Here is a 25,587-nt window from a genome sequence, read left to right as displayed (position 1 = left end):
ACGCTAAACATCTAAAGCGATTTTAATCTGACGTTTCTGAATCGAATCTTTCCTTTCCCATGCGATTGAAGAGCTATAAAACCTTCCGACAACGCGTCATCGACAAGATCGGCCGTGAGTCTTTTATTGACCCATACCCTGATATGATCCTTGCGCACTTCAATTTTATAGCTGTTCCATTGATTGTTCGTATGAACTGTCGCTAATGGAGTGAATCGTGCCACGATTGATCCGGTACGATATTCCTGGTTAGGATGAAGGTCCCAGATATTGATCTCATAGCAATCCGTATAGCTGAGGACACTTTCTTTACAACGGATGAAAATCCCGGAGTTAATGGAGTCATCGGGGTAAAATTCCATTTCAAGAATAAAATCTTCATACGTATCAGACGTCATCAGAAAGCCATCGGTATTGTTGCTGATCCCGATAATCTCACCGTTTGAGAAAGTCCATTCGGCATCGCCGTATTCCCTCCAGTTATTTGCTGTCTCATTAAAAAGCGGCTGGTAAGATTTGCAGGATAGCAATACAAGGCAAACGAGAATGTACTTCATGGGTAGCGAGAATGATTGATTTCAAGATACACTTTTTTTGATCATGGCCATAGACATGCGCCGTACCTACCCCGAAGGGATGCCGTTGGCACGGCACGGGTCGTCTCAGGATTCCCGATTTTATTGCATCACACCAAGAGTGATTACATCGGCCTGCCTTCCCCCATCTTCATCCCCGCCTTCGCTATACCCTTCGACAAGGCTTTGGGTATCGAAGAAAGTTACGGCCGGCAGGCGGGTATGACGAAGGTACAGGACAAATTTAGCTTGTAAATCCACCGGATTTTATCGAACTTATTCTCCACAAAAAAAGAACCCACCAAACCCTACCACATTATGGAATCACCTAAAAAACAAATGCTGCTCACGGCTTTCGACTATATCTGGAATAAACGTGATATCGATTCAGCCGCTCCGTTTTATCACGATGCGATGGCATATTACGGTCCGCGTATGACCATTGAGGGTAAATCCAATTACCTTGAAGTCATCAAAAGCTATATGTCGGTCGTAACCGATTCAAAATTCACCATGCTGGAAATGGTGGAAGAGGGCGACAGGATCGGATGCCACGGACGGTTAACAGGAAAACACTCCGGGCCGTACGGAGAAATTCCGGCTACGCATGCCAACATTACGATCGAGTTCATGTCGTTCATCACCTTCAAGGACAATAAGATCATCGCAGAAACAGAGGTTTTTGATGAATTCGGACTCATGATGGATATGGGAATGGAATTCGTTCAAAAGGAACATGCCTGAAGGTTGCGTTAAACTCAATTTTCAAGTCTCCCTGTAATGGGGAGACTTTTTTATTTGCATTCCCGCAATCATTTGTATTTTTAAATTCCTAAAACGGATCCTTCATATAAATAAAATTTAACCGCACCAATGGCTTCAGGTTTTTTTGCACTGCTCGATGACATAGCAACACTTATGGATGATGTAGCAACGATGAGCAAAGTCGCTGCCAAGAAAACCGCCGGCATACTGGGTGACGACCTGGCTGTTAATGCGGAAAAGTCGATGGGTTTTGTTTCATCCCGCGAATTGCCAGTGCTATGGGCCATTACCAAGGGCTCCCTGCTCAATAAGCTGATGATCCTTCCGGTTGCTTTTTTGCTAAGCGCGTTCGTCCCTGTAGCGATAACTGTGATATTACTTTTCGGTGGAATTTACCTGGCCTATGAGGGGGCGGAAAAAATCTATGAATTCTTCTTCCCGCATAAACATGAAACGCAGCGAGTGAAAGACAAGGGAAACATGACGAAGGCAGAAATTCTGAATGTGGAGAAACAAAAAATTCGATCCGCGATTGTCACTGACTTCATCCTTTCCATAGAGATTGTTATCATCGCGCTGGGTACCGTTGTTGAAGAAGAATTAAGCACGCAGATCCTTGTCGTGACCATCATTGCCATGATCGCGACCATTGGGGTTTACGGCATCGTCGCCCTGATTGTCCGGATGGATGACTTCGGAATCAAACTAATAGATCTGAATGAACAGGACGACAGCTTTTCCGATAAGGTGGGCGCCTTACTTGTTCGTGCGCTGCCCTGGGTGATCAAGGCACTTTCTGTGATTGGAACCCTGGCATTGGTGCTGGTTTCCGGTGGGATTTTCGTGCATAATCTTCATTTTCTGGAAGAATACATGCCAAACCTTCCCATACTACTGAATGAATTTGTAGTCGGACTGATCGTTGGTGGTATTGCTCTGGCTGTCGTATCGGTCGTTAAAAAGATTATCAAAAAGTAAGCCTCACTCATGTCAATGGAATGAAGCTCCCTGAAAACTCATCCATTTTCATATAAGCGCAACCGGTTCCGTGTTTCATTAAGCTTATCCTGCAAGTGTTCAATTTTACGGAGCAGATTAATGACCACATCAATACCTTCCATGTTTATTTCCAGCTCATGATGCAGCCTGATCATCTTTTCAATATCCGGAAGTTCATCATGATGAATATAACTCGTTTGTTCAATCACCACCAGATGAATCAAGCCCATGCGTTCCAGTCCATCAAAAAAGGAGATCTCAACTTCATGACTGATGCATAATTGCTGGAGCGGGATATAATTTTCCTTTTTCATGCCGATCTGAGTTTAGATAATTCCTGAAACAGTTCCTTTTCTTTCGATGAAAGGTTCGTGGGTATTTTAATCTGATAAGTGACATACAGATCACCGTACTCCTTGTCCTTCTTATACACAGGGAAACCTTTTCCTTTCAGTTTCACCTTTGTGCCATTCGCCGTATCCGGCTTCACCTTCAGTTTCGCCTGTCCGTCAAACGTATCGATAATCAGTTCTCCGCCCAACACAGCGGTATACAACGGCAAATCAACTGTGGTATAGAGATTATTCTGGTCCCGTTTAAATGGTGTGTTGTTTTTGATGATGAAGGTGATAAAGAGGTCACCATTCGGACCGCCATTGATGCCTTCTCCGCCATAGCCTTTGATCTTTATCACCTGGCCATTCTCAACCCCGGCAGGTATGGTGATCCGGATATTTTTACCATTGACGGTAAGTGTCTGCTTGTGGGTTTTGTAAACATCCTTAAGATTCAGGTGGAGTTCCGCGTTGAAATCCTGTCCCCTGAATTTTACGCTTCCCCCGCGTGCACCAGTCCTTGAAGAGGCACGGCCTCCGAACATGGATTCAAAAAAGTCAGAAAAATCACCCTCGGTATAGCCGCCTCCAAACCCTTCAAATCCACCACCCGGTGCGCTTTGATATTGTCGCTGCTGCCGCTTTGCTTTTTCAAATTCCTCGGCATGTTTCCAGTCTTTCCCGTAGTTGTCATATTTCTTACGGTTTTCAGGATTACTCAATACTTCATTGGCCTCATTTACTTCCTTGAATTTTGCCTCAGCTTCCTTATCGTTGGGATTCACATCGGGATGATACTTCCTGGCCAGCTTTCTGTAAGCCTTCTTTATCTCATCCTGTGAGGCGTCCTTTTTAATTCCAAGAACCTTATAATAATCGATGTATGACATTGCCCTGGAAGGTTCGTTACTCTGTTAAATTTAACGATATCCGCGGACTAAGCCGTATAAAATCAATATGATTTGAAGCAGTTAAATACGTGATTATCACGCTATATTGGGTTATAAGGGATGATACAGTTTTCATGGACACCAGGGACACAAACAGTCCGTCATTTTCAAGAGCGGCCATCTCTTTTGACATAATTTGAGTCAGTACGAAACTTCATGATTTTTACATTCATTTATTTAATTTTGTGTGATTTATGCGTTAAAACAATCATTTACTGAATTCAAACCTATAATCAGACTGTTATGAGAAGATCCATACTTATTATTTGTTTGTGTTTTTTTGGTTGCAGCAAGTCAGACAACACAATCTCCGGTACCTGGATAACTGAATATAATAAAACATATATCTTCAGTGATGATCTTTCAAAATCAACCGTACTGAACGATACCAGTAAAAATGAATACATTTTGGTCTGGATGAATGACTCTATATTTTACCCAAAGTATGTAGTTAGAAATGAGCGAACCAGGAATTTACCAAATGGTGTGGATACTGTAAATCTGAGTCCGCTAAAGGTGAGTATACTATCAAAAGACTCTATGGTGCTTTCAAATTACGATGGATCGGGTAATCCCATCAGGCTTAAACGTGTTGAGTAAAGGCCTTGGGCATAATGCTATTTCAGTACCTTTATTTAAAATAGATAGTCCCACTTACGTTGCAGTCCAGCAGGAAGTAATAGAAGATAATTATCCGATAATGTTAATCAACGGAAAGTAGGTTGCACAAGTATTAAGTAAAATAATTGAGCAGGAAGGCTAGTATAGTATAGCTAAAAATATTCTCCTTACATCCTTTAATATTTCCTTCTTTTTCATCCTCTGTCACGAGTTGGCGGGATTTCATCTTTTTACCACATTGAATGTAACTGTACCTTTTGTATTGCCTGGTTTGGCAGCGCTGCTTCCCGTTCTGCTAAATGTTGTTCTCTGCAGCTGTTCCTCATAAAATTTGGCGACTGAAGGACTTACACTGCGCTGCAGTGTTCGGACGGCAATTACATATCCATCTTCATCTATTGTAAACTCGAAGGTGACAGTCCCATTCTCATTTAACGAGTCTTTTTTTCTTGGAACTTCATCCCATATCCAGCCAACTATATTTAATGCATGACCGGTGCCTTGAATTTCTTCCAAATCTTTCTTTTCATATTCTTCTATGGCAGCTCCAATCAATGGACTTCCTTTTCTAAGCCAGAAATTAATTCCATACCCCCGCATATCCTTATAGATCACTTCTGAAAAAAACTTATTATAGAGCCTAACAACATGAACTGTATCTTCTTTAACAGTTACCAATAGTTCTGACGAATTATCAGGTCCTTCATATATCCATGCCTCGGATACATAAATATCAATGTTTAATTCAAACCCTTGTGATAGTTGCTCTTTTAGCATTCGATCAATCCTATCTTCTATTTTCTTGATAGAATCCTGATAAACATAGATTTTTTGCTTCAGACCCTTTTTAATTTCTTCAAGCTGTTCTATAGATTGACTGTATCCTTTTGCAGTAATTAGGATTAAAATTATAACTACCAGCTTCATAAGAATTGAAATTTAAATGGTGACTATTGAAAAAGTAATTTAATAAAAAAAGGCCAGCTTCATTTCAGAAACTGACCCAGTATTGAGAATAGGCTGTTTCGTGAAATCAGGCAGAAAAAGGGATTTGGGGCGAATATTTACTTATCCTCCTACTTATCCTTGGCAATAAAAAAACCCCTAATTGTTTGATTATTATAGGTTAACACGGTTTCAGTCCGCCGTAGCCGAAAATCAAATTTAATAGAACTAAAGAGGGTATATATAAAAAAAGCCCACCGACGCTCTTCGAGCTATGGTGGGCGGAAGCGGTCCGGACGGGACTTCTTAATATTTACAATTATTTACTTTAATTATCCTCTATAGCGGTTTTTAAGAGGGTTTTTTATTACCTTTATATAGGATTTACTACAATTTACTTATCCTCCTACTTATCCTATTAACAAAATTAGCAATGGCTACACTCTCAGTTGTCGGAAGAAAAAAGGGTAAAATCACCCAAGCTTTTATTTACTATTGGGATGGCTCAAAGGGTACACAGTTCTACACAGGCGTTTCCGTTCCAAACATGTATTTTCAGAAAAAACACGGCCAATGGATTAAGTCCGCTTTTGCAGGTTCTCAGTCAAGGAATAAAACAATTAAGGATAAGTACTCCCAGATCGATGATATCCTTTCCAAAAACATCGGTGCTTCCTGCTCAGAATTAAGGGAAAAGGTTGATGGCTCTGATAATTCAAAAGAGGCTACAGAAATGCTCTTTGAAGAACTATATTCCGAATACTTAAATAATCTTCCAGGTAAGAAGGAAAGCACTTACACGGCAAAAAATTCCGCTCTTTTGCATTGGAAGGATTTTAGCAAAAGTAAACAGTACAAAGTAAAAGAATTGACACCTGCCATATATGACAAGCTGCGATCATTTCTACTTAAGGAATTTGCACCTGCTACCGTTGGCAAGACTATTAAGGACATTAAAGCTTGTTTGAATTGGGCAAATGAGAGAGGATATTTAGACGCTGAAACATTAGGAACAATAAACCTAACTCTTTGGAAAACGAAAAAGCAAAAGCCTCAGAATATACACTACCTAGAGTTAGACGAACTACAAAAAGTAATTGACTATCAGCCTAAATCCAACTACTTGAAGAAAGCCAAAGATTTATTAATCCTTCAATCTAATACTGGATTGAGAATTAGCGATTTAAAGACCATTACTCGAAGTGGTGACACAATTAGAATGAAGACTAAAAAGACTAATGAGATTATTCAGGTCCCATTAACTTCTAAGGCGAAAGAAATACTTGAAAAGTATAATAATCAAGCACCAAAAATATCCGACCAGAAATTTAACGAATACATGAAATCGCTTTTAATGAAGGTAGGAATTGATAGAAAGGTGGATATGCCAAGACACCAATTCGAGAAACTAAATGAAACAAGAAAAAAGAGAGTTCTGAATTGGCAGAAGGAACAAGGTTATTTTGCGCTACCTGATTCGGAAACAGTTCCTGCTCCCTTTTACGAATTGGCCTCAAGTCATAGTAATGTCAGAACCTTCATAACCCTCGCTGCTGAACTTGGTATGACCCCCAAGGTTATTGCAACAATCACGGGCAAAACGGTAAAAGTTATTCTTGAGAATTACCTTGGTACTTCAGATAAGACCTTGCAAAGAGAGATGAATGCATTTGATTCTGCCTTCAAAAAATTAACAATATGAATTATTCTGATGAGGAATTGCAGGCTATTGCCAAGCGGATAACTAATTTGCAGGGAGATGATGTACCAAATCTTCCATATGAATTATTATATCATAATCTTGAAAGAGCAAGAACCATATCAATTGCACCAATCCGTTTTTTACTGAATGACATTATAGAATGCCAAAAATTACTTCACTCATCCCCTATTGATTTAGCTGTTAAAACGTCTAACAACTCGAGGATTGTCCTTACTGATAAATCAGCATTAAAGAGGGCATTGAATGCCTATATGGAAACACGCTTTGGCCCAGGAATAATTGCTCTGGCCAAAAAATTCAACACCATCCAGAATAATGGCTTAAGACAAGACGAGATAGAAAAAACTCTATTTGTTAGGACGCTTTTTAACCTATTTATAGATCAATGTGATTCTAAGAATCAATGCTATCGTTTAATAGGTGAAATTATTGAAGAGTATGACCAAGAAACAATTAAAAAAAGAGTAACCTCTAAAACCTATACCAAACTCTTCGATGATTTATCATTTTTACTTCCTACAATTTCTGGCGCTGGAGGTATCCGCAGGTAGAATGCTATCCTTCATTTAGCCATAAACCTATCCCTATAATTTTTACAGCTTATTACTCTATTTGTATTGTATCTAACGCAATATACAATGGAGACAAAATCAATTCTTTCACAGCAGGAACTTGCAGAGTACCTAACATGCTCAAGACAACATATAATTAATCTTCAGAAGCAGGGAGTTCTTAAACCAAAAAAATTAGGAAAGAGAACTTATTACCTACTTGAGGACATAATTGAATACCTGAAGTAATTTCTAAACATTAAACCTCTAAATCCAATGATAAAAGATAAAGAAATTCAGCAATCCAGGGTAAACCCCTATCGTATGGTAAGCGAGATATTAAGTAATGACTATATAATTAGAAGCGCATTCATTTGTGCGAATTAAAAAAGCCCTGTGGGTGCAGGGCTTGATGTTTTTGGGAGAAAATTATTATAACATGAATATACAACAATTGAGCGAATTAATTAAACCTCAAGCACATATCAACCGGAAATTCTTTAAGATTTATCAATACCGTTTTAATGATATTATTGATGCCTGTGCTTTTGATATGGCTGTTTTGGATAAACCTTTTAGCCAGGAAACAATTGCCAATACATTAACCCATTTCGGGTTAACCACTAATCGGGAAAGTATAAATCGTAGAATAGCTTCGGGATCAATACCTGTTATTATTTTGGAGAAAAAATATACCAACCCAAAGGCAAAATGTGAAAATGAGAAATTCATAAATGGATATGAAGCGAATGAAACATTTTACACAAATGCTAAACGGAATAAGGCGAAAACGTGCTTAACCTTTTATGAGGTAAGGTCTGAAAATGATCTTTTTACAAAGCTGGATGATCCTGAACTAATCTTTAATTGTGTTTTCGGATATTTTCAATTTTTGATGATGCTTAGGCATGCCATACGTGAAGGATACAATACAGGCCATTTAGTGAGGCTTAGCACGATGTTAGGTAGTAGTGCGCCCTCTATGCGTGTATCGCAAGCGTTAATGGATTTAAGCTACATTACGTATGAAATTCATGACGGTATCCCCTACTTGAACGTAACTGAAAAGAATGACCTTCTATATTGTCAGAAGGATAAACTTATTCACAAAGGATGCTTAACCAAAGATCAAACCTATTTTGATAAAGCGGATAAAAAGAAGCAAACCTATTCGACCGAAGGTTACAAAGCCCAGCCCATGAAATTAGCCTGGAACTGGAAGAGTCAACAAGTCATTTAAACCTAATTTATATTACTATAATGGTAAACTTTGATCACAATAAGAGATATACTAGAGATATACCAGAGAAAGATTAGAGAAAGACTAGAGAAAGACTTGAAATAGAAAGAAAAAAATAGAGAAAAATTAGAAGTATTTTTTAGAATTAAAACTTAACGTCGGGTTATCGCTTGAGGCTTTCACCCGACTTTCTTTTTTTACACATACAGACATATGCGCTGCGCTATCGCTTGCTATTGGCTTTAACGGAAAGTGAATTAGTTCATATTCCTACTGCATTGAATCCCTAACGAAGCGTTTCAATAATATTTTCGCTGGCAACGTTCACTTCGTTCACTGAACCCTCAACGCCGGGTGGCTAAAATCTTTTATGCAGTAGTTTATTATTAAGGAGATTAAAATAATTGCTGATTATAAATATTTGGAGATTTTCAATGATTATTTATTTTAAATATCCGGAGATTTTCAATGATTATTTATTTTCATTTGTTTTTGAATTTGAAATTCAGTTCCTTTGTTATATAATAAAGAATGTTATTCAAGTTAAATACTTGATTTAAAGATAATAATACCCGGCAGGCCTCTTAACAATGCTCAAGATGTCGGGTTTTTTTTTCCCCTTTGAGTTCTCACTTTGAATTTTGACAAACCAGCATTATCTAATTACGATTTAATCGAGAAGTTAGAACAGCGTGGGTTGACATTTACAAACAAGGATAGCTCCTTACACTATTTAACCCATATAGGCTATTATCGTTTGACTGGATACATGTATCCATTTCAAGATAATGATCATAATTTCAAAGAAAAATTAGACTTCAATCGAATAATCGAATACTACATCTTCGACAAGAACTTAAGGTATCTTTTGTTAGATATATTTGAAAGAATTGAGGTTTCGTTGCGATCAGTTATAAACAATGAAATCACACTCGAAACTAAGGATGTATTTTGGTATAGAAAGGACAAGTATTTTAAAGATAAAAAATGGCATGCCGAATTTATCGAAATATTGGAAACTACGTGTAAAAGATCCTCTGAACAATTTTTAGAAGCTTTCTATCTAAAATATAATGATGACCTTCCACCTTCTTGGATGGTTTTTGAAATACTTACAATAGGTCAATTAGCTAGCCTTTATGAAAAATTAGATACAGGTCTTAGGATAAAAATCTCAAAGGTTTATGGCATGAATCATAAGAACTTAGTCTCATGGTTCAGTAGCTATAGATTCGTCAGAAATATTTGTGCCCATCATGGCAGATTGTGGAATAGAAAAATATTTTATACTCCAGTCATTCCAAAGAATAGAATTTACAAGTTCTTGAATAATATTAATAAAGAAGGAGAACATCGTTTATATCATGTACTATGTACTATTCAATTTTTAATAGTAAAGATTAATCCATCAACAAAATTCTCACATAGATTAAAAGACCTTCTAGATAAAAATAGCTTTGTCCCCCAAGATTGGATGGGATTTCCTGAAAATTGGCAAGACGAAACAATTTGGAGTTAATCTAATTTCTCAAAGCAAGCTCACCAAAACCCTCAATTTTCTCCTCAAAATACACCAGATTTTTTAACCTATTTTTACCTCTCCAGGAGAATGATCCCAAACAATTTATTCTTGATAAAGTACAATGATATTTTCACGTTGTTACGGAACTAGGATTATGTTAAATAGAGGAATCCAATTGAATATCAGATAATTACAACTTTCCGTCACTCTGTTTTTTGTCTTCCGAACCCCACCCCCTGACCTTTTAGAAGTTGCAACATGTATTTTTGTCTGCGGCGGTAAGACTCAGAATTTTGGGCTAAAAACACTCCATATATTTATCATTTCAGATTCTTTCAATCGTGACTTCCAATCGGCACCTGCAATTCACTACTTCGGATGCCTCCCCCTGGGGATCGTGAGGGTACCTGAGCCCGTTTAGGAAAGGCTCTCCCGGACTGGTAAACATACCGTTTAACCGCCTGTGGTTTGCGCGTGTAGCTTTGTCAATGACACTGATCCACTGAAGAGATACTATAATATTGGAATTGTCGGCAATCTTTTGGGCTAACAGGAAATTCCCGCTGTTCATCGCTTCCACAATGGCATTTTCAGCCAGGTATTGGGTATAGTTGTTTATGACTCCCCGATAATTTCCGAGCAGCTCAGCTATGGTAAGTCCAGCTGATGCGGAAAGGAGATATTTGGCGAGCCTGGAAACAAACGTATCAATACTATCCTGAAACTGCCCCTCTTTGTTTTCCATCAACCAGAGGAGTATTTCATCTTCAGACAAACCTTCGGGAATAGTATCCTTTCTTTTGAAGTCATTCAGGGAGGCATTTCCCATAATATCCATGTATAAATTCCGCAATACAGGCTTTGTATAAGTCTGGTATAGTTCAGCCCTTCCTGTCCGTTTAAAGTGGCTTACAATGGCTTGTGCATCCCGTAGAAGAGCTGCCTGAATCTTGGGTGCATACTGCCTGTAATAAGTTGCTTCTTGCTGGCTGAACATGTCTATTTCCTTTACTATTTCCATGCTACAAGATAGCCATAAAGCACGGAAACAGCCTTTTCGCTAAATTTTTAGTATATTCGCCTTAAGCAGTTATACGGTACTCAAAGCCGGATGATCTACATCCCTTGTAGAAGGAAGCGACCACTTTGAAACTGAGATAACCCGCGCAAATCGCGAACTGAGCCGGCACCCGCCACTCAGGGGTATCAATTTTAGTTTCAAGGAAAATGAATGAAATAGAGTTAGCGCAAAAACTTGAAGCGCTGAACAAATACTTTGGCGATAAGGTATCGCAGATTGAAGAAAAAGAGGACGAATGGCACGCCGATAAGCAGAAATTTAAGCAGGAACTAAGCGAAGTTAAAGCACGCCTTAATGAAGGTAATTTTAATATCGTTGGTAAGTCAAAGGTTGACGGGAATAAAGTCCTGAAGGCTCAAATATTTGACACAGAACGTTTTCAATCTTTCCAGGCTGGAAATACAGGTAAGGCAGGTTTTGAAGTTAAAGCAGCGGTTGATCACTTAGTAAGTGGTGTAAGCGGGGGAACCTTTGACATGCGCACGGGCATTATTGCCCCTGAAAGCGGATCCCGTTCCACCCATATCCGAAGCCTGTTGCCATCACAATCCGGCACCGGAGATTCAGCAAGTTACTTTACGATGGACATTGCAACCGAGGATAATACGGCTGTGGTGGCTGAAGGTGGGCTGAAGCCTAAATCAAGTATGGCAGCTACGCAAGTAGTTGTGCCTTATCGTAAGATTGCCACTCATGCGGTTATGTCGGATGAATATTTGATGGATACACCTGCCCTGGCTGATTTCATTTCCAGTCAGATGGTAGTGAATTTGCTCAAACTGGAAGATCGACAGATTCTTTACGGTGGTGGTGTCGCAGCTACACCGGATGAAATGGACGGATTATTCAGCAAGGCTACAGCCGTAACTGATACAGTCGCCAATGTTGATGCAACCATTTGGGATGCTCTGGCACTGGGTATTACAGAACTGAAATCAGCGGATTATGAAGAAATGCCAATTATTTTGATGCATCCTACTGATATATTCAAGCTGGCAACATTACGGGATGATCAGGCTAGATTCTTAACCGAATCAATCTTTGATGGAATGCCTCAAATCCTGGGAAGCCGGATTTATTCAACAACGGCAGTAGATGCGGACGATGTTTTAATATTCGATCCTTCAGGAACCCGCTTTTTTGTAAGAGATGGTATCCGGGTAGAATTTAGCAATTCAGATGGTGATAATTTTGTTGAAAACAAGGTAACAATCCGTGTGGAAGAACGGGCTGCAATTGTTACACCTGAGGCCGGAAAACTTCGTAAAATCGAAGGTCTGGCAGCTTTTGTAACTTCCTTGCAGGCATAAGAGCCATAGTAGTGATCAAGGGGCGGGAAACCGTGTTTCTCCCCCTTTTTTCCTATCTTTATTAAAGGATAAGTGAAGGAATGAACCCCCGTTCTACCGAAGCAATCCTGACCCGCTCGGGGTAAAATCTGGCGGGTTTACTTTAGACACTTGTTGTTTTCTCACTCCAAAGTGTGATTAATTTTAATATTTTCTAAAAACGACCCTGTCACGTGTTGGCGGGGTTTTTTTATAAAACTGACTGTTTAATTCTTACAACTTCCACAGCTTTTGCTATAGTCAATATTTATCGTATTATTTCCATAATCATAATCAACTGGTGTTACTATGGGATTATAATCATTGTCCCTTCCAATTAATTCATCTCCACAGTAGTTAAATGTTAAATCTTCAATCCAAAAAATATTTAAAGGAGATGCGCAATCATATATATCTCCACCCTTGCAGACAGATGTCCACTCTGAAATATCATTATTGAAGAAATTCAATTCCCATGGCTCGGTAGAACCAGTATAAACTGAAATTAAATAGCGGCTTTCACCTTTGATTTCATTGTTTATTATACAATTATTGACTGATGTCTCGAATAAGCCCACAGGGTTAATTCCAGTAACGTAAAATGGACCAGGTGTAGGACCAGATGCCAATATTTCATTATTTTCGATTAAAACATTACTACTATTTATTAGACCAACAGGCCCGCTGATATAGTTATTTCGGATTATTGCTCTTGCCGCACTTCTTGCTCCTTGTAAAACAGTCGATCCATCTTCAGTGCCAGTGAGTACACAATTCGTTATACTTACATTGTCACTAATTAAGAAAAAATATATAGAGCTTTTTTCTGTGATGATTTGACTTGCCTTGAAACTTTTGGCACGCCCAACTACTAAAATTGAATTTTCTAATCTCACCTTCCGGGCTTCAAAATTATTATCAGGTCTACTTGAGAAATAAACATTGCCTCCGAATATTGTTGCTGAAGCAGTGTTGTTTGTTTCACCAACCAGTGTTATCGAACCATTATTGCCATTAGTTCCATCAAAGTAAAGTCCAAAATCAGTTAAAATGTCATCTCTAACTACAAATGGCTTCGGGTCTCCGTTTATATCTGTCGCCATTAATTTTATCCTTGCATCCAAACCAAGTTCACCTATTTCGTTAGCTAACGTCTGCAAATTAACCCAGTCTTCAGGGAAGCTGCCCACAGGGTAAACAGTATAATTATACATCCTTCCTTGAGCGCTATTTAATTGCTTCTGAAAATCAGCTTTGGCAGCTTTATGTAGTTCGGGAAATTGTTCTGTCAAGATTTTTTCGGTATTGATATACTTGATATCTGGAATTAAAGCGTCCAATATGATGTTTTCTCGCTCATTGGCGATTTGCAAATCTGTTTCGATTTCATCTTGACAACTATTTGCAAACACTATTAGCAGAATAGCTAAAATGCTAAGTTTAAAGGAGATGGTTTTCATGACAGCATAGTTTTGTTTTTTATCCATATAAGATAACTATTATGTTGTTGGAGAAAAATGATAATTGTCAGATTGAAATGTAGAATAAAAAAAGCCAGCCCATTTCTGAGCTGACCCCTTGGATTATCTGAATAATCAAGTTATTTCACCTCACGGACACTCACGATTCAGATAATAAATTTGTAATTTCATGTGAATATGAAGCCCTTCTATATCTTCTTACTATTCTTTTTAATTGCCTGTGGATCCGACAAAGAGCCTCTCCCAGAGCCAGAACAAGAAGATACTTATGGCTTTTGGAAGGTTGTAAGAGTGGAATATGATACTGGAAATTTTCCCATAGTAGGTTTCATATTTCGATTCCCATCAGATGGATATAGTGTCAATAACTACGGGTTGAGGTCATACACGTACCACAGATTAAACTGGTTTAGTGAAACTGAGTTTAGATATGTGGGGTGTGAAATAAACCCATCAGCTTGTAGCCCTGATAATTTAATTCAATATTTCACAGTGGAGTTTATTGATGTAAATACAATCAAGCTAACTTACGCGTTTTGTCGTGATACAGGCACAAGTGGTTGTTCAGAGTCAGGCGGAGCAATCGTAGTAATTGAAAGAATTACAGCTGAAGAGTGGGAAACTCTTTAAGTAACGTTTGAGTTAGGCTCAATTTCTCGACAAGTAATCCCTTCCAATCAACCAATCATTAATTTCAATGAAAGCATCTCTGTTCTCAGTTTTACTTATCTGTATTGTGCCGAATCCCTTTATGTAAATCTCATGAAAATCATCAACTGTGTTCAGACCTGTGATATTTTCTATATCAATGAAATGAACAACCTTATTAGTATCAATGATCCTTACTACTCCCAAGACGATAAGTTTTCGTATCAAATAAAATTACTCCTATCAATACTCATATTCAACATTCACCGAAAAATTACCCGCTTGAAGTTTGACTATTTCCACGAAAGTAAGATTAACACCTTTGGTTTTTCTCAGTTTCTCGATCCGATTCATAGCTGAATGAAAATCAGGGGTTTCCAAGCTCATTTTAATCACATCCGGTAACATCATTATCGGTGCTTTGTAAAGCCGTATGAATTTATCTATTGTCGCCTCTTCCTTCATCTTAATTGTTTTTAACAAAATCCCGTTCCTTTTCTACTAAGAGCATCTTCAGAACGGCTACCGATAAGACGCTTTCTGATAACACTTGTTCCAGGAACTCCATTTCACCAATATCCTGGCTATTTTCCATTATCATCTTGTAAAGTGTGTCAAATGCGTGCTGACTACTTTTTTCGCTTAGTTCCAACGTTGTTTGTAGTTCCTGGAGACTATACCCCTGCCCTATTTTATAGGTGTCCTTCACATTACTCATCTGCTTATTTTATTGATCCTAAATAAAGTTAGGCAAATTATGTGGAATAGGATGTTTCGTGAAATCAGGCTGAAAAGGGGATTTGGCGTGAATATCTACTTATCCTCCTACTTATCCTTAGCAATAAAAAAACCCCTAACTGTTTGACAATTAAGGGTTTTAGATTCATGAGAGCGGTCCGGACGGGACTCGAACCCGCGACCTCCTGCGTGACAGGCAGGCATTCTAACCAACTGAACTACCGGACCTACTATATAAAACAGCGAACTGTTTTGTAAGGTGGTGCAAATGTATAGGGCTTCATTTTTAAAAACAACACCTTACTCGAAAATTATTCAAAGAAAATTGAGCCCTGTACAATCTATGAGGCTCTGTACGTGCGGCCTTCAGCGCTATCGTCCTGCCTGCCTGCACGTTGCATCCCCTTACGCTCCGGCGTATTTACAGATGCATCACGTCGTTCCTCGACGTGAACCGAAGGTGAAAGCTGATGGGCGACATATTCCTGGTATTCCCACTCAGCCGGACTGTGGGTAATAGAACTTAATGCTGAAAAGTATTCTGGATACATAATTTTACCTGTTGATTGTCAGCAATATATTTATTTATACCTGAATTAAAAATTCAAATCTCTCAAAATCCTTACAACAAAAAACCACCCCGGAATGGGGTGGTATAAAGCCAACAGACTTGGTTGTCGATTACCATTTTCAAAGTAGCACGCAGATAGCCTCTATGCATCACTACTTTTTGGTATTTACAGAAATGATTCGGTTACCCATTGCATCAGCAAACCGCAGGCATAAGCCCCGTAGGTTCCCAGCGCATAGCCCAGCACAGCCAGCAATACCCCCACTGTGGCCAGGGAAGGATGAAAAGCCGATGCAACCACCGGCGCCGAGGCAGCACCGCCAATATTCGCCTGACTTCCCACAGCCACAAAAAAGAATGGTGCCTTTATGATCCATGCCACCAGTAACATCAGAATGATGTGAAACAGGATCCAGACAATCCCAATCACAAAGAAACCCGGATTATCAAGAACCTGAGTGATATCCATGTTCATACCAATCGTTGCAATGAGCACGTACAGGAACGCGCTGCCGAATTTCGATGCCCCCGCCCCTTCCAGGTTACGTGCCTTTGTAAAGGATAGTATAATCCCAATGGTGGTAGCAATCACCACAATCCAGAAAAATCCGCTCGTAAGCGAGTACTCCTCCAGTGCAGGATAATTCTCGGAAAGCCACGGAGCAATCCTGTCGGCCATGAAATGTGCCACCGCTGTGACTCCAAAGCCTACACCCAATATTTTCATAAAGTCAGTTAACGAGGGAATGCGTGCAATACTGAGTTGATAAGCCTCAATCCGCTCCTGAACCCCTTTGATACTGCTGGAATCTGCCTTCAGCAGCCGGTCGATCACTTCGGGCTTACGTGACCAGTAAAGCAAAAACCCCATCCAGATATTGGCAACAATGATGTCCACGGCAATCATTTGTCCGAACAGGTTCATGTCGGGCTCAAAAACCCGCAGCATCGCTGCCTGGTTGGCGCCCCCGCCTATCCAGCTTCCGGCAATGGTGGATAATCCCCGCCAGAGATCGACGTTATTTGCGAAAATATCAGGATTAAAGGTTGATACGATCAGTATGGCCAGCGGACCGCCAATGACGATACCCACGGTACCCGTAATAAACATGATGACAGCCTTCCCTCCCAGTTTCGCAATTTCTTTCAGGTCTATGCTGAGTGTAAAGAGAACGAGACTGGTAGGCAACAAGTAGCGCGATGCAATGCGATAAAGGCTGCTGTCCTCTGCCGATATCAGTCCGAATGAATTATATAACGCCGGAATAAAATAACACAGCAGCAGCGCCGGTACGTAGGTATAGAACTTCTTCCAGAAGGGATGTTCAGACTCAGAGGTAACAAAAACAAAGGCGAGGGTAACGATCAACAGACCGAGTACCACCGCCTCATTGGTGAAGAAGGCATCGTTTTCCATAAAAGCAAGATACTTTAAGAAAACGATTCAGCCCAAATCAAAATCCTAATTCATGGTGAGAATTCGTTCACCCCGGATAAACCCGGAGAACATGAAATACTGAAGACCTCCTTTTTCCGGTTGATTTTCAGGGATATAGAATACCATGTTGAAGGAAGTATCCTCAAACATCGGATAACGTTCGTCTTTATCAGAAATAAACCTGTAGTGCTCGGTTACATCGGTACACCATCGGGTAAAAAAGGTATTCAGACTGTTATCATCCAGATTATAATCGCTGAACCCTATATACTCACATACTTCGTCCACGAAGAACAGGGATACCTTTACATCATTTACCGTATTGTAGAAGTTCAAACGGACGGTATCTTTTCCTGCAATTTCCTTTTCGGCCTTCACGCCAAATTCTGAGCGGATATACCTATCTGCCCATTTGAGGTTCTTGCCCATGCAATCGTAGAAATTCACCGGATGAACCGGCTTTTGCTGTGCATTTGCGCTAAAACTAAGGGAAACCAATGCGAACAGCGAAAAAAGTAAAAACTGTCTCATAACCAAAAATATCGGTTGTTACAGTACTTAATCCGCTCCCATACAAGAAAGTAACCGACTATACAATGCCCTGATCAAGGGCATATCTTACCAGGCTGGCGGTATTTTTTATATCCAGTTTGCTGAGCAAATTTTTACGGTGTGTGTTCACGGTATGGACACTGATAAACAATTTCTCAGCAATTTCATTTGTAGTGAGGCCTTCGGCAATCAGGCGAAGCACGTCCTTTTCGCGTTCAGTAATTTCAACCGCCTGATGACTCACCTGTCCCTTGAATGAGTGCATCACATTATGTACAACCTCAGAACTGAAAAATTCTTCCCCGCTTGCCACGGTTCGAATTGCCCCCAGCAAGGTCTTCTTGTCGGCATTTTTTAGCACATAGCCAGACGCCCCCGCATTGATCACATTACGTATGAATTCAGGTGTATCGTACATGGAAAGGATCAGGATCTTTACAGCAGGAAACTTCTGGCGTATCGCGCGGGAAGCTTCAATACCATTCATTTCGGGCATATTAATATCAAGCAAAACCATGTCAGGCTCCATTTCCTCCAGTTTCGCAAGCAATTCTTTCCCGTTATGACATTCATCAATGACCTCAATATCATCTTCATTATGAAAGATTGATTTGAGTCCGTCAATCACCACCTGGTGGTCATCCGCTATGATTATTCGTTTCATGATGTTGGTATATCAATGGTAATTAACGTTCCTTTTCCCCTGCCGGTATCAATATTAATGTTGGCATTCAGCAAACCTACGCGGTTCATCACATTACGAAGCCCCATGCCCTCAGGTGCCCGCGCCGTCTCGAAACCGGAGCCATTGTCTTCAACGGTCACGGTCATCTCATTGTCATGCTGGGTAACCTGAACAATGACCTCTGTCGCATTGCTATGTTTGAGGGCATTGCTCACCAGTTCCTGTATGATCCTGTACACATGCAATTCAGATTTTTGATCCAGGCGCTGATTGACCCCATGTGTGAGCACCTTCATTTTGATCTTACCACTTCCGGTGATCGTTTCAGTCAGGTCATTCAGGGCTGCAACCAGCCCGAATTGCGACAGCACCCCCGACAACATATTATGCGAGATCATCCGCACATCCTGCACGGCGATATCCAGCAGCTCCATACCTTTATTTATTACTTTACTCTCATGATTTACAGCAAGTTCCTCAATATTATTAAAGTAAAGCTTTGCTGCTGAAAGGGTACTTCCGAGCTTATCATGTAATTCTTCGGCAATCCTTTTACGCTCCTTTTCCTGTGCATCCAGAACCGAATGAAACGAACGGATTTCCTGGTCTTTCAGAATATCATTTATTTTTCGAAATTCCTTTTCACGACGGATTTCTCTCCTTTTGTATAGAATATAGGTAACAAGTCCGGCAACGAGCAGCACCAGCAAGGCTATCAGCAACAGTCGCTGGCGGTTTCTTGCCTCCTGAATCTGAACTTTCTGCAACATATTCTCCCGCTCCATCTTCTCTGTCTCATATTGTATTCTCAGGTTGGAAATCGTTTCCTGACTTTCCTTTTCGTATATCTGGGAATACAACTCCTGGTATTCATCCTGATATTTCACGACCGAATCCATATTTCCCAATTTCAGGTAAAGACCGGCCAAATTATCCAGCACAAAATAAAGATTGCGCTTCTCATCCCGTTCACGCGCAATGGCGGCAGATTTGTAATAATAGTATGACGTAGAATCTAGCTGTTCGAGATTGTAGTGAGCATAGCCAATATTATTCAATACCAGCGCCACATGATCATTTTCACCGCTATCCTGCCAAAGTGAGTAGGCGCGGTGGAAATATTGCAGTGCCTGTTCATATTCCTCCGTTCCCATATAAGCATTACCGATATTATTCATGAGGCTTGCTGTCCACGAGGCATACATGCCTTTGATACGCCCCAATTCCTCAGCCCTGTTCAGAACAGATAGAGCTGAATCATATTTCTCCAGATCAGTGAGTGTGGATCCGAGGTTGGCCAGTGCCTGACAAACCCGTACAGAGTCACCCTGCAACCAGGCAGCTTTTTCTGCCTCACTGAAATATTCAGCGCTTTTCTGAAAATTCTCCAATAGTCCTTCAACGCTTCCCAGGTACAATAAAGACAATGCCCGGTCACCATTCGGAATACTGTCCCGAATGCTGTAGGCAGCAAAAAAAGCCTGATAGGCCTCTGCAAAGTTGCCGAGGGCTCTGTGCCCCCGTCCTGCAGCGTCAAAATAATACAAGGCACTGTCGATTTCGCCTGCATTCCTGAATCCCGCTGCCTTGTTAAAAAGTTCACTGAGTGAGTCCTGAGGACTGTTCTGCCCCCGGACCGAACTCAGTAAACATGTTAATAAAAAGAGTAGATATAGTTTTCGTTTCATTAAGGGTTATAAGATGAACCACTCCCGTTGTCATTACCTTTACTGGTTAATGCCAAGGTAATAAATTTCAGTTTGTCCCGCAGAATATCTACCTGTTCGTACTGTTCTGCAGGTATGACCAATTCGTCAAAATCGACTCGTACAACATTTTCCCCCGGCTTACGTGTGACCATATGATTAACGGTCATCACCTCATTTTTGCTCGAGTGGGATGTCGTATAAATAACTTTCACATAACGAACACCGTCAACCACCTCTTCCTTGTCGATGATATCCACATATTCCCGATCTTCACTCAGACAGAAAGTGATACCAAGTTCATAGAGGTTGATTTCAGGCCGTATTGGAGTCAGATTGGAGTAAATACAGTTTCTGCGCATAATGTTGGTTTTTTAGTTTACCACAAGGTACATTAAATGTCACCTTCCTTCATCACCATTTCTCGGTATTTATTGGTATTCTGGGTAACTTTAGTTACTTAAAGTCCTTCCGGTACCATTTAGCTTTGCCTTAACATGAAATCCAATATGCAACAGATTATTCAGCAATTAGCCGGCTGGACCGTAGGAATGATCATCGGTCTGCTGGCAGCTATTTCGCTGATCTTTTTTTTCACCTGGTCGGCAGTACATCATGCCGGGTGGTTGTATAAAGCGGAACCTGTCGAACAATCATGGACACTACCCTCCATTGAATCGGATCTGCCTGAAGGAAAGGAAGGACAACAGATACGGTATGGTTACCTGCTCGTAAGCGAAACACCCAAATGGATGGGCCCAAAGGCAAAGAGTCATGAGTTACAATTCGCCGGGAATAACCTCACCTGCAAAAACTGTCACCTCGATGCTGGCACAAAAAAGGGAGCTGGTTCTTTCGTGGGTGTTACCAATCGGTTTCCTCAATTCAGGGGAAGAGAAGGCACAATGGGTACCATTGAGGACCGCATCAACGGATGTATGGAACGAAGTATGAATGGTACGGCCCTTTCGGTTGAATCTCCCCAAATGGAGGCTATTGTGGCCTATATGGAATGGCTCAGCAAAGATGTGCCTGCTGATGTCGAAGCTCAGTATAAGGGATTTGCTAAAATCAGAATTCCCGACGTAAGGGCTGATCTTTCATTCGGTCAGGAGATTTATCAGCGGGAATGTGTTACCTGCCACGGAACCGACGGGCAGGGTCAGGCTCTTGCCGGCAGCGATTCGACCAAGGGCTACCTGTACCCGCCGCTCTGGGGCGGCGATTCCTACAACCATGGTGCAGGCATGAACCGCATCATAACCGCGGCAGAGTTCATCAAGGGCAATATGCCACTCGGTGTAACTATCGATGCGCCCAGGCTGTCGGACGAGGAAGCATTCCATGTGGCAGCTTATATTGACAGTTTCGACCGACCATTAAAACCAGAAGCAGAGCAGGATTTCCCGGATAAGAAATTAAAACCCGTCTCAACACCCTACGGTCCGTGGGACGACCCGTTTACGGCCGAACAGCATAAATATGGCCCCTTTCCGCCCATCATAGCGTATTACGAAAAGGAATATGGCCTTAAGAAAGATAAGTAACCTGCTTATACTACTCGCTCTTCCTGTGATGCTGAGCGCTCAATCTGTTCGTCCGGCAAAGGATTCAGTACGCTCCTATGGGGTTTTATCCGGGGAGTGGCGGACATTCTATATGGCGACCGTCAATAAGGACAGCCTGAAGGATTTCCAGGCACTGGCAACAGGAGGATACATCCGGTATGCCTATCATATACGTGACAGATTCGAAATTGCGGGCGGACTTTACACCTCCTTTAATCTTAACATACAGGATCTGGAAGTACCTGATCCAGCTACCGGACGTCCTTCGCGGTATGAATCAGGACTTTTCGATGTTAATGACCTTGGAGACCGTAGTGTCTTTATCATTGGAGAATTGTACGGGGTTTATTCGTGGAAAAACGGCCATATCAAGGCCGGAAGAATGAAAACAAAAACCCCGTTTGTAAATGGCCAGGACGGACGGATGATACCTACTTTTGTTCAGGGTGCATACTTCTATCACAAGCCCGTTCCTCAGCTGGACTATACCATTGGGATTTACAATGAGATTGGCCCCAGATCAACGGGTAAATTCTTTGGAATCGGCGAAAGCATTGGTCAGTATCCCGCCGGCCGAAATCCCGACGGATCGCCTTCCAGGTATAAAGACAATACCCAAAGTGATTTTATGATCATGAGTGATGTTAACTGGCGCCCTGCCACAAATTTTCGCGTAAGACTGGTCGATTATCACATCGATAATACGTTTCATTCCTTCTACCTGAATCCGGCCTTTACCTGGAAAATCAAAGATCGCACATTCACCGCACAGGCAGAATGGGTTCATGAAGACCGTGTGGGCAACGGGGGAAATGAAAATCCTGACCTGCAGTATTTTACCGACAAAAGCGCCAATGTGCTGGGGTTTGAACTGAGTACCCGGAAGAAGACATCCTGGCGTATTGCCTACAACAGAATTACCGATAACGGCCGATTCCTGTTCCCACGCGAATGGGGACGGGAATTCCTATTCGCCTTTCAGAAGAGGGAACGATCTGAAGGACTCCGGGATGCACATGCACTTCTTATTGCTGTTCGTCATGATCTCAGCCTGAAAAAAGATATACTTACCAGTGAATTCAGCATCGGAAGGCACTGGAATCCCGACGTAACAAATGCCGCGGCCAATAAATATGCGATGCCGGATTATACCCACTTTAACCTCGATCTCAGCTATCGTAGTGAAAAAGTTAAAAACTTATACCCGGAATTGCTCATCACCTACAAAGCCGCCCGATCAAATGTTCCTGAGAATCCGGCGATCTACCTGAACAAGGTGGACATGTGGCACTTTAGCCTCGTGCTGAATTACCGTTTTAAAAAATAACCGCGATCACGTTGCTTCAGAATTTACATTCCCCGAGAAGTAATCGTTTAGTTTGAACAAGGTTTGTTCATTTACCTGCTCATCAAGAAGCACCTTCCCTTTCTCCAGCAATACAATTCGGGTACAGATATCGGTCACATGATTAAGGTCGTGACTGGATATAAGGAAGGTCTTTTCTGATCTTGATTCATGTATGATCCTTTTCAAATGGATCTGCGATGTGGGATCAAGATTTTCAAATGGCTCATCGAGCATCACTATGGCGGGGTTACCAATGAACGCGGCAGCTATGCCCACCTTTTTTTTATTTCCCTTCGACAGGTCACGGATATATTTTCTCTTGCCCAGGATCTCATTATTAAAAAGAACTTCAAATTTCGACAGGTGCACCTGAAGGTCCTGATCGGTGAGACCATAAATCTTTGCCAGAAATCCAAAATATTCCTCAGGTGTCAGATAATCAATCAGGAACTTCTCATCAATAAAAGAACCGGTATGCTTCTTCCATTCTTCCGAAGTCCGAACGTTCGCACCCTCAATCATTACAATGCCGGAATCAGGCCGGATCAGGTCAAGAATAATCCGGAACAAGGTTGTTTTACCCGCCCCGTTATTTCCCACCAGCCCGAAGGATTCACCTGCCGGTATGTCCAGCTGTGTTATATCAACCGCCACCGCACCCCGATAGGATTTTTTCAGCTCTGAAATTGATATCATTATTTTTACAAGGTTAGGTCTCTGATAAATTTATACTTCAATACTCTCAGGCGGTTTGTGAGCCGTGTAATTACCTGGTTCCGGAACAGGCATCCGATCAGTCCGACAATTCCCAACGCAAGAATTCCAGGCACAAAGCCCCCGAAATAGTTTACAGGAAGGAAAATGAGGTACGGACCAACCAGCATCGGTATTGCCATTAGCCACTGAGCTACCCCGGTGCCCTGGTAATTCATAAACGATGACCGGTTAAGGTCGATCGCTTTCGGACTCCACATCGACAGGCGTATCATTACAGGGATATTGACCCCTATGTTAAAGAGGCATCCACAGATCATCAGCAATAGAATATCCCAGCCAAAATAGACATAGGGTATGCAAAGTACCGTAGACAGTATACTCGAAATCACGAGCAGACGGTATCGGGAAGAGATCCAGGTCCTGAGCGAAATTGGACGCGTGAAATAAAAATCAAGCTGATTGGTATTCCATCCCCAGAAAAACTGACCATAGTTAATGGTGAACAGTGCGCTCATGAAAACACCGATAAAAACAAAGAACCCTTTTGAATCCTGATAAGCTTCATTTCCAAAAAAGAGCAGTCCGTACCCCACAAAAATCAATGAAAGAAGGAGAACAGATCTCGTGCGTTTATGACGCAGGATGAGCCTTATTTCCTGAAGTATGAGCACATTGGAAAGGGTTCCGCGATTTAGAAAACCAAAACTCGCGGAATAGGATTCAAGGTGGTCATCACTTTTCTGAACCAGTTCTTCCAGGTAGAGGTGGTTGCCGAGAAATTTATACGTCGCGTAAAGAAGAAGCAAAAATCCAAGTACAGGAATGAATATCAGGTATGGCGATACAAGAATTGATTCCATCGCGGCGCCCAGTGGTTCCAAAAAACTATATCCGTAGAAATAATTCAGTGCATAGTTCGATGAAGCAATCACCACCAGAATTATCCACACCCAGGGCGTACTGTCATACTTTTTTTTGAAAAGTATATTCAGAAAATGAATACACAGAGAAAACAGTGAAATACTTGCAAGCCAGATAACGGCATTCATGGTCCCATACCGGGGTGCCAGGAATTGCAGGGTTACCGGCAGCAGCAGCATAACAGGATAAATATTAAACAGGCTGAACAACGACCTGCCAAGGAGATAGCCGGCAATTGTCTTGCGCTTCACCGGCAGGCAAAGGTAGGGCTGAACATCCAGCGCCGGAACCTTTTGAATTAAATAACGCATGACGGCATCCAGGAGGAAATAATAAATAACCATCTCATTCAGCAGCGAAACGGGATCCTTTTGCGTAGGAATGCTGGTTATCAGCTTGGGTAGAGTTATAGCAAGGATCAGCAGGGAGAAGGTAATCATGGCTCCCACGAAGATGACGAGTGCGGTCATACCCATCTCCCGCCCGAAAGACGGTGAGCGTCTGAACTGCAGCCACTGGTGGCGTATGAATTCCCTGATCATTCCATTAAATATACAACAGGAATTAAATTCAGGCGGT

The 25,587-nt window shown here is 41.3% G+C and carries 28 protein-coding genes and 1 tRNA gene; 12 read left to right on the top strand and 17 right to left on the bottom strand.

The genetic code is table 11. The annotated features are described in order from the left end of the window. Positions 1 to 11: 11 nt before the first annotated feature. Positions 12 to 557, bottom strand: a complete 546-nt coding sequence (locus LDX50_RS28400) for a 3-keto-disaccharide hydrolase (protein WP_225699688.1) — start codon at positions 555 to 557, stop codon at positions 12 to 14. Between the two features lie 120 nt (positions 558 to 677). Next, positions 678 to 836, bottom strand: a complete 159-nt coding sequence (locus LDX50_RS28395) for a hypothetical protein (RefSeq protein ID WP_225699687.1) — start codon at positions 834 to 836, stop codon at positions 678 to 680. A gap of 57 nt (positions 837 to 893) precedes the next feature. Between LDX50_RS28395 and LDX50_RS28390 the strand changes: the two genes are divergently transcribed. Together LDX50_RS28390 and LDX50_RS28385 are read left to right on the top strand one after the other, a co-directional pair. Beyond that, a complete protein-coding gene (locus LDX50_RS28390) occupies positions 894 to 1,319 on the top strand; it encodes an ester cyclase (protein WP_225699686.1) in 426 nt (141 codons plus the stop codon). Positions 1,320 to 1,448: 129 nt separating this feature from the next. Continuing rightward, a complete protein-coding gene (locus tag LDX50_RS28385) occupies positions 1,449 to 2,318 on the top strand; it encodes a DUF808 domain-containing protein (protein ID WP_225699685.1) in 870 nt (289 codons plus the stop codon). A gap of 38 nt (positions 2,319 to 2,356) precedes the next feature. Here LDX50_RS28385 and LDX50_RS28380 read toward each other — a convergent pair whose 3' ends face one another. After that, on the bottom strand, positions 2,357 to 2,653 hold the full coding sequence (locus tag LDX50_RS28380) for a chaperone modulator CbpM (RefSeq protein ID WP_225699684.1): 297 nt from the start codon (positions 2,651 to 2,653) through the stop codon (positions 2,357 to 2,359). Beyond that, complete coding sequence (locus tag LDX50_RS28375) at positions 2,650 to 3,564, bottom strand: DnaJ C-terminal domain-containing protein (protein ID WP_225699683.1); 915 nt, start codon at positions 3,562 to 3,564, stop codon at positions 2,650 to 2,652. The genes LDX50_RS28380 and LDX50_RS28375 overlap by 4 nt, the downstream gene beginning before the upstream one ends. A gap of 303 nt (positions 3,565 to 3,867) precedes the next feature. On the opposite strand from LDX50_RS28375, the gene LDX50_RS28370 reads away from it, so the two are divergent. Beyond that, positions 3,868 to 4,224 carry a hypothetical protein gene (locus LDX50_RS28370; RefSeq protein WP_225699682.1) on the top strand — a complete coding sequence of 119 codons (357 nt, stop codon included), beginning with the start codon at positions 3,868 to 3,870 and terminating at the stop codon, positions 4,222 to 4,224. A 243-nt stretch (positions 4,225 to 4,467) separates the two neighbouring features. Here LDX50_RS28370 and LDX50_RS28365 read toward each other — a convergent pair whose 3' ends face one another. Further along, positions 4,468 to 5,172: an energy transducer TonB gene (locus tag LDX50_RS28365; protein WP_225699681.1), complete on the bottom strand. Its 705-nt coding sequence runs from the start codon at positions 5,170 to 5,172 to the stop codon at positions 4,468 to 4,470. Between the two features lie 451 nt (positions 5,173 to 5,623). Here LDX50_RS28365 and LDX50_RS28360 point away from each other — a divergent pair, with 451 nt between their 5' ends. From LDX50_RS28360 to LDX50_RS28340, 5 genes are all read left to right on the top strand, one after another. After that, positions 5,624 to 6,892, top strand: coding sequence for a tyrosine-type recombinase/integrase (locus LDX50_RS28360; protein ID WP_225699680.1), 1,269 nt, complete (start codon positions 5,624 to 5,626; stop codon positions 6,890 to 6,892). Then, a complete protein-coding gene (locus LDX50_RS28355) occupies positions 6,889 to 7,464 on the top strand; it encodes a hypothetical protein (protein WP_225699679.1) in 576 nt (191 codons plus the stop codon). Before LDX50_RS28360 ends, LDX50_RS28355 begins: the two co-directional genes overlap by 4 nt. An 87-nt stretch (positions 7,465 to 7,551) precedes the next feature. Further along, positions 7,552 to 7,713 carry a helix-turn-helix transcriptional regulator gene (locus LDX50_RS31125; RefSeq protein ID WP_225699678.1) on the top strand — a complete coding sequence of 54 codons (162 nt, stop codon included), beginning with the start codon at positions 7,552 to 7,554 and terminating at the stop codon, positions 7,711 to 7,713. 127 nt (positions 7,714 to 7,840) lie between these two features. After that, the gene (locus LDX50_RS28345) at positions 7,841 to 8,704 is read left to right on the top strand and encodes a hypothetical protein (RefSeq protein WP_225699677.1); all 864 of its coding nucleotides are present in this window, start codon (positions 7,841 to 7,843) and stop codon (positions 8,702 to 8,704) included. A 634-nt stretch (positions 8,705 to 9,338) separates the two neighbouring features. After that, the gene (locus tag LDX50_RS28340; RefSeq protein WP_225699676.1) at positions 9,339 to 10,223 is read left to right on the top strand and encodes an Abi family protein; all 885 of its coding nucleotides are present in this window, start codon (positions 9,339 to 9,341) and stop codon (positions 10,221 to 10,223) included. Positions 10,224 to 10,551: 328 nt separating this feature from the next. On the opposite strand, the gene LDX50_RS28335 is transcribed toward LDX50_RS28340, so the two are convergent. Next, complete coding sequence (locus LDX50_RS28335; RefSeq protein WP_225699675.1) at positions 10,552 to 11,247, bottom strand: phage minor head protein; 696 nt, start codon at positions 11,245 to 11,247, stop codon at positions 10,552 to 10,554. A gap of 206 nt (positions 11,248 to 11,453) precedes the next feature. Between LDX50_RS28335 and LDX50_RS28330 the strand changes: the two genes are divergently transcribed. Then, positions 11,454 to 12,617 (top strand): phage major capsid protein, encoded by a 1,164-nt coding sequence (locus LDX50_RS28330; RefSeq protein ID WP_225699674.1) that lies wholly within the window; start codon positions 11,454 to 11,456, stop codon positions 12,615 to 12,617. Positions 12,618 to 12,862: 245 nt separating this feature from the next. Here LDX50_RS28330 and LDX50_RS28325 read toward each other — a convergent pair whose 3' ends face one another. Continuing rightward, the gene (locus tag LDX50_RS28325; RefSeq protein WP_225699673.1) at positions 12,863 to 14,122 is read right to left on the bottom strand and encodes a right-handed parallel beta-helix repeat-containing protein; all 1,260 of its coding nucleotides are present in this window, start codon (positions 14,120 to 14,122) and stop codon (positions 12,863 to 12,865) included. A gap of 171 nt (positions 14,123 to 14,293) precedes the next feature. On the opposite strand from LDX50_RS28325, the gene LDX50_RS28320 reads away from it, so the two are divergent. Continuing rightward, positions 14,294 to 14,746 carry a hypothetical protein gene (locus tag LDX50_RS28320; protein WP_225699672.1) on the top strand — a complete coding sequence of 151 codons (453 nt, stop codon included), beginning with the start codon at positions 14,294 to 14,296 and terminating at the stop codon, positions 14,744 to 14,746. A 484-nt stretch (positions 14,747 to 15,230) separates the two neighbouring features. Here the strand turns inward: LDX50_RS28320 and LDX50_RS28315 are convergent, their stop codons facing one another. The 8 genes from LDX50_RS28315 to LDX50_RS28280 all read right to left on the bottom strand — a co-directional run bounded on the left by LDX50_RS28315 (position 15,231) and on the right by LDX50_RS28280 (position 20,816). After that, complete coding sequence (locus tag LDX50_RS28315) at positions 15,231 to 15,482, bottom strand: hypothetical protein (protein ID WP_225699671.1); 252 nt, start codon at positions 15,480 to 15,482, stop codon at positions 15,231 to 15,233. A gap of 174 nt (positions 15,483 to 15,656) precedes the next feature. Then, positions 15,657 to 15,730, bottom strand: a tRNA-Asp gene (locus LDX50_RS28310). Between the two features lie 113 nt (positions 15,731 to 15,843). After that, positions 15,844 to 16,053 carry a hypothetical protein gene (locus LDX50_RS28305; RefSeq protein ID WP_225699670.1) on the bottom strand — a complete coding sequence of 70 codons (210 nt, stop codon included), beginning with the start codon at positions 16,051 to 16,053 and terminating at the stop codon, positions 15,844 to 15,846. Between the two features lie 186 nt (positions 16,054 to 16,239). Then, positions 16,240 to 17,490 carry a DUF819 family protein gene (locus LDX50_RS28300; RefSeq protein WP_225699669.1) on the bottom strand — a complete coding sequence of 417 codons (1,251 nt, stop codon included), beginning with the start codon at positions 17,488 to 17,490 and terminating at the stop codon, positions 16,240 to 16,242. Positions 17,491 to 17,535: 45 nt separating this feature from the next. After that, entirely contained in the window at positions 17,536 to 18,042 is a 507-nt protein-coding gene (locus LDX50_RS28295) for a hypothetical protein (RefSeq protein ID WP_225699668.1), read from the bottom strand. Between the two features lie 58 nt (positions 18,043 to 18,100). Then, entirely contained in the window at positions 18,101 to 18,727 is a 627-nt protein-coding gene (locus LDX50_RS28290; RefSeq protein WP_225699667.1) for a response regulator, read from the bottom strand. Then, the gene (locus LDX50_RS28285; protein ID WP_225699666.1) at positions 18,724 to 20,436 is read right to left on the bottom strand and encodes a tetratricopeptide repeat-containing sensor histidine kinase; all 1,713 of its coding nucleotides are present in this window, start codon (positions 20,434 to 20,436) and stop codon (positions 18,724 to 18,726) included. The genes LDX50_RS28290 and LDX50_RS28285 overlap by 4 nt, the downstream gene beginning before the upstream one ends. Beyond that, a complete protein-coding gene (locus LDX50_RS28280; protein ID WP_225699665.1) occupies positions 20,436 to 20,816 on the bottom strand; it encodes a hypothetical protein in 381 nt (126 codons plus the stop codon). Before LDX50_RS28280 ends, LDX50_RS28285 begins: the two co-directional genes overlap by 1 nt. A gap of 135 nt (positions 20,817 to 20,951) precedes the next feature. On the opposite strand from LDX50_RS28280, the gene LDX50_RS28275 reads away from it, so the two are divergent. Continuing rightward, on the top strand, positions 20,952 to 22,001 hold the full coding sequence (locus LDX50_RS28275) for a c-type cytochrome (protein ID WP_225699664.1): 1,050 nt from the start codon (positions 20,952 to 20,954) through the stop codon (positions 21,999 to 22,001). Continuing rightward, entirely contained in the window at positions 21,979 to 23,349 is a 1,371-nt protein-coding gene (locus LDX50_RS28270; protein ID WP_225699663.1) for an OprD family outer membrane porin, read from the top strand. The genes LDX50_RS28275 and LDX50_RS28270 overlap by 23 nt, the downstream gene beginning before the upstream one ends. A 6-nt stretch (positions 23,350 to 23,355) precedes the next feature. Here the strand turns inward: LDX50_RS28270 and LDX50_RS28265 are convergent, their stop codons facing one another. Next, positions 23,356 to 24,066 carry an ABC transporter ATP-binding protein gene (locus LDX50_RS28265; protein ID WP_225699662.1) on the bottom strand — a complete coding sequence of 237 codons (711 nt, stop codon included), beginning with the start codon at positions 24,064 to 24,066 and terminating at the stop codon, positions 23,356 to 23,358. A 5-nt stretch (positions 24,067 to 24,071) separates the two neighbouring features. After that, on the bottom strand, positions 24,072 to 25,550 hold the full coding sequence (locus tag LDX50_RS28260; protein ID WP_225699661.1) for a DUF5687 family protein: 1,479 nt from the start codon (positions 25,548 to 25,550) through the stop codon (positions 24,072 to 24,074). Positions 25,551 to 25,587: the final 37 nt, after the last annotated feature.

The organism is Fulvivirga sedimenti, assembly GCF_020328055.1.
The sequence above is the reverse complement of the archived record's forward strand: the minus strand, read 5'-3'. Positions and strand labels throughout refer to the sequence as shown.

Coding starts and splice junctions, on each gene's coding strand:
- LDX50_RS28400 (WP_225699688.1), bottom strand. CDS start 557: ATGAAGTACATTCTCGTTTGCCTTGTATTGCTATCCTGCAAATCTTAC.
- LDX50_RS28390 (WP_225699686.1), top strand. CDS start 894: ATGGAATCACCTAAAAAACAAATGCTGCTCACGGCTTTCGACTATATC.
- LDX50_RS28385 (WP_225699685.1), top strand. CDS start 1,449: ATGGCTTCAGGTTTTTTTGCACTGCTCGATGACATAGCAACACTTATG.
- LDX50_RS28380 (WP_225699684.1), bottom strand. CDS start 2,653: ATGAAAAAGGAAAATTATATCCCGCTCCAGCAATTATGCATCAGTCAT.
- LDX50_RS28375 (WP_225699683.1), bottom strand. CDS start 3,564: ATGTCATACATCGATTATTATAAGGTTCTTGGAATTAAAAAGGACGCC.
- LDX50_RS28370 (WP_225699682.1), top strand. CDS start 3,868: ATGAGAAGATCCATACTTATTATTTGTTTGTGTTTTTTTGGTTGCAGC.
- LDX50_RS28365 (WP_225699681.1), bottom strand. CDS start 5,172: ATGAAGCTGGTAGTTATAATTTTAATCCTAATTACTGCAAAAGGATAC.
- LDX50_RS28360 (WP_225699680.1), top strand. CDS start 5,624: ATGGCTACACTCTCAGTTGTCGGAAGAAAAAAGGGTAAAATCACCCAA.
- LDX50_RS28355 (WP_225699679.1), top strand. CDS start 6,889: ATGAATTATTCTGATGAGGAATTGCAGGCTATTGCCAAGCGGATAACT.
- LDX50_RS31125 (WP_225699678.1), top strand. CDS start 7,552: ATGGAGACAAAATCAATTCTTTCACAGCAGGAACTTGCAGAGTACCTA.
- LDX50_RS28335 (WP_225699675.1), bottom strand. CDS start 11,247: ATGGAAATAGTAAAGGAAATAGACATGTTCAGCCAGCAAGAAGCAACT.
- LDX50_RS28330 (WP_225699674.1), top strand. CDS start 11,454: ATGAATGAAATAGAGTTAGCGCAAAAACTTGAAGCGCTGAACAAATAC.
- LDX50_RS28325 (WP_225699673.1), bottom strand. CDS start 14,122: ATGGATAAAAAACAAAACTATGCTGTCATGAAAACCATCTCCTTTAAA.
- LDX50_RS28320 (WP_225699672.1), top strand. CDS start 14,294: ATGAAGCCCTTCTATATCTTCTTACTATTCTTTTTAATTGCCTGTGGA.
- LDX50_RS28315 (WP_225699671.1), bottom strand. CDS start 15,482: ATGAGTAATGTGAAGGACACCTATAAAATAGGGCAGGGGTATAGTCTC.
- LDX50_RS28305 (WP_225699670.1), bottom strand. CDS start 16,053: ATGTATCCAGAATACTTTTCAGCATTAAGTTCTATTACCCACAGTCCG.
- LDX50_RS28300 (WP_225699669.1), bottom strand. CDS start 17,490: ATGGAAAACGATGCCTTCTTCACCAATGAGGCGGTGGTACTCGGTCTG.
- LDX50_RS28295 (WP_225699668.1), bottom strand. CDS start 18,042: ATGAGACAGTTTTTACTTTTTTCGCTGTTCGCATTGGTTTCCCTTAGT.
- LDX50_RS28290 (WP_225699667.1), bottom strand. CDS start 18,727: ATGAAACGAATAATCATAGCGGATGACCACCAGGTGGTGATTGACGGA.
- LDX50_RS28285 (WP_225699666.1), bottom strand. CDS start 20,436: ATGAAACGAAAACTATATCTACTCTTTTTATTAACATGTTTACTGAGT.
- LDX50_RS28280 (WP_225699665.1), bottom strand. CDS start 20,816: ATGCGCAGAAACTGTATTTACTCCAATCTGACTCCAATACGGCCTGAA.
- LDX50_RS28275 (WP_225699664.1), top strand. CDS start 20,952: ATGAAATCCAATATGCAACAGATTATTCAGCAATTAGCCGGCTGGACC.
- LDX50_RS28270 (WP_225699663.1), top strand. CDS start 21,979: ATGGCCTTAAGAAAGATAAGTAACCTGCTTATACTACTCGCTCTTCCT.
- LDX50_RS28265 (WP_225699662.1), bottom strand. CDS start 24,066: ATGATATCAATTTCAGAGCTGAAAAAATCCTATCGGGGTGCGGTGGCG.
- LDX50_RS28260 (WP_225699661.1), bottom strand. CDS start 25,550: ATGATCAGGGAATTCATACGCCACCAGTGGCTGCAGTTCAGACGCTCA.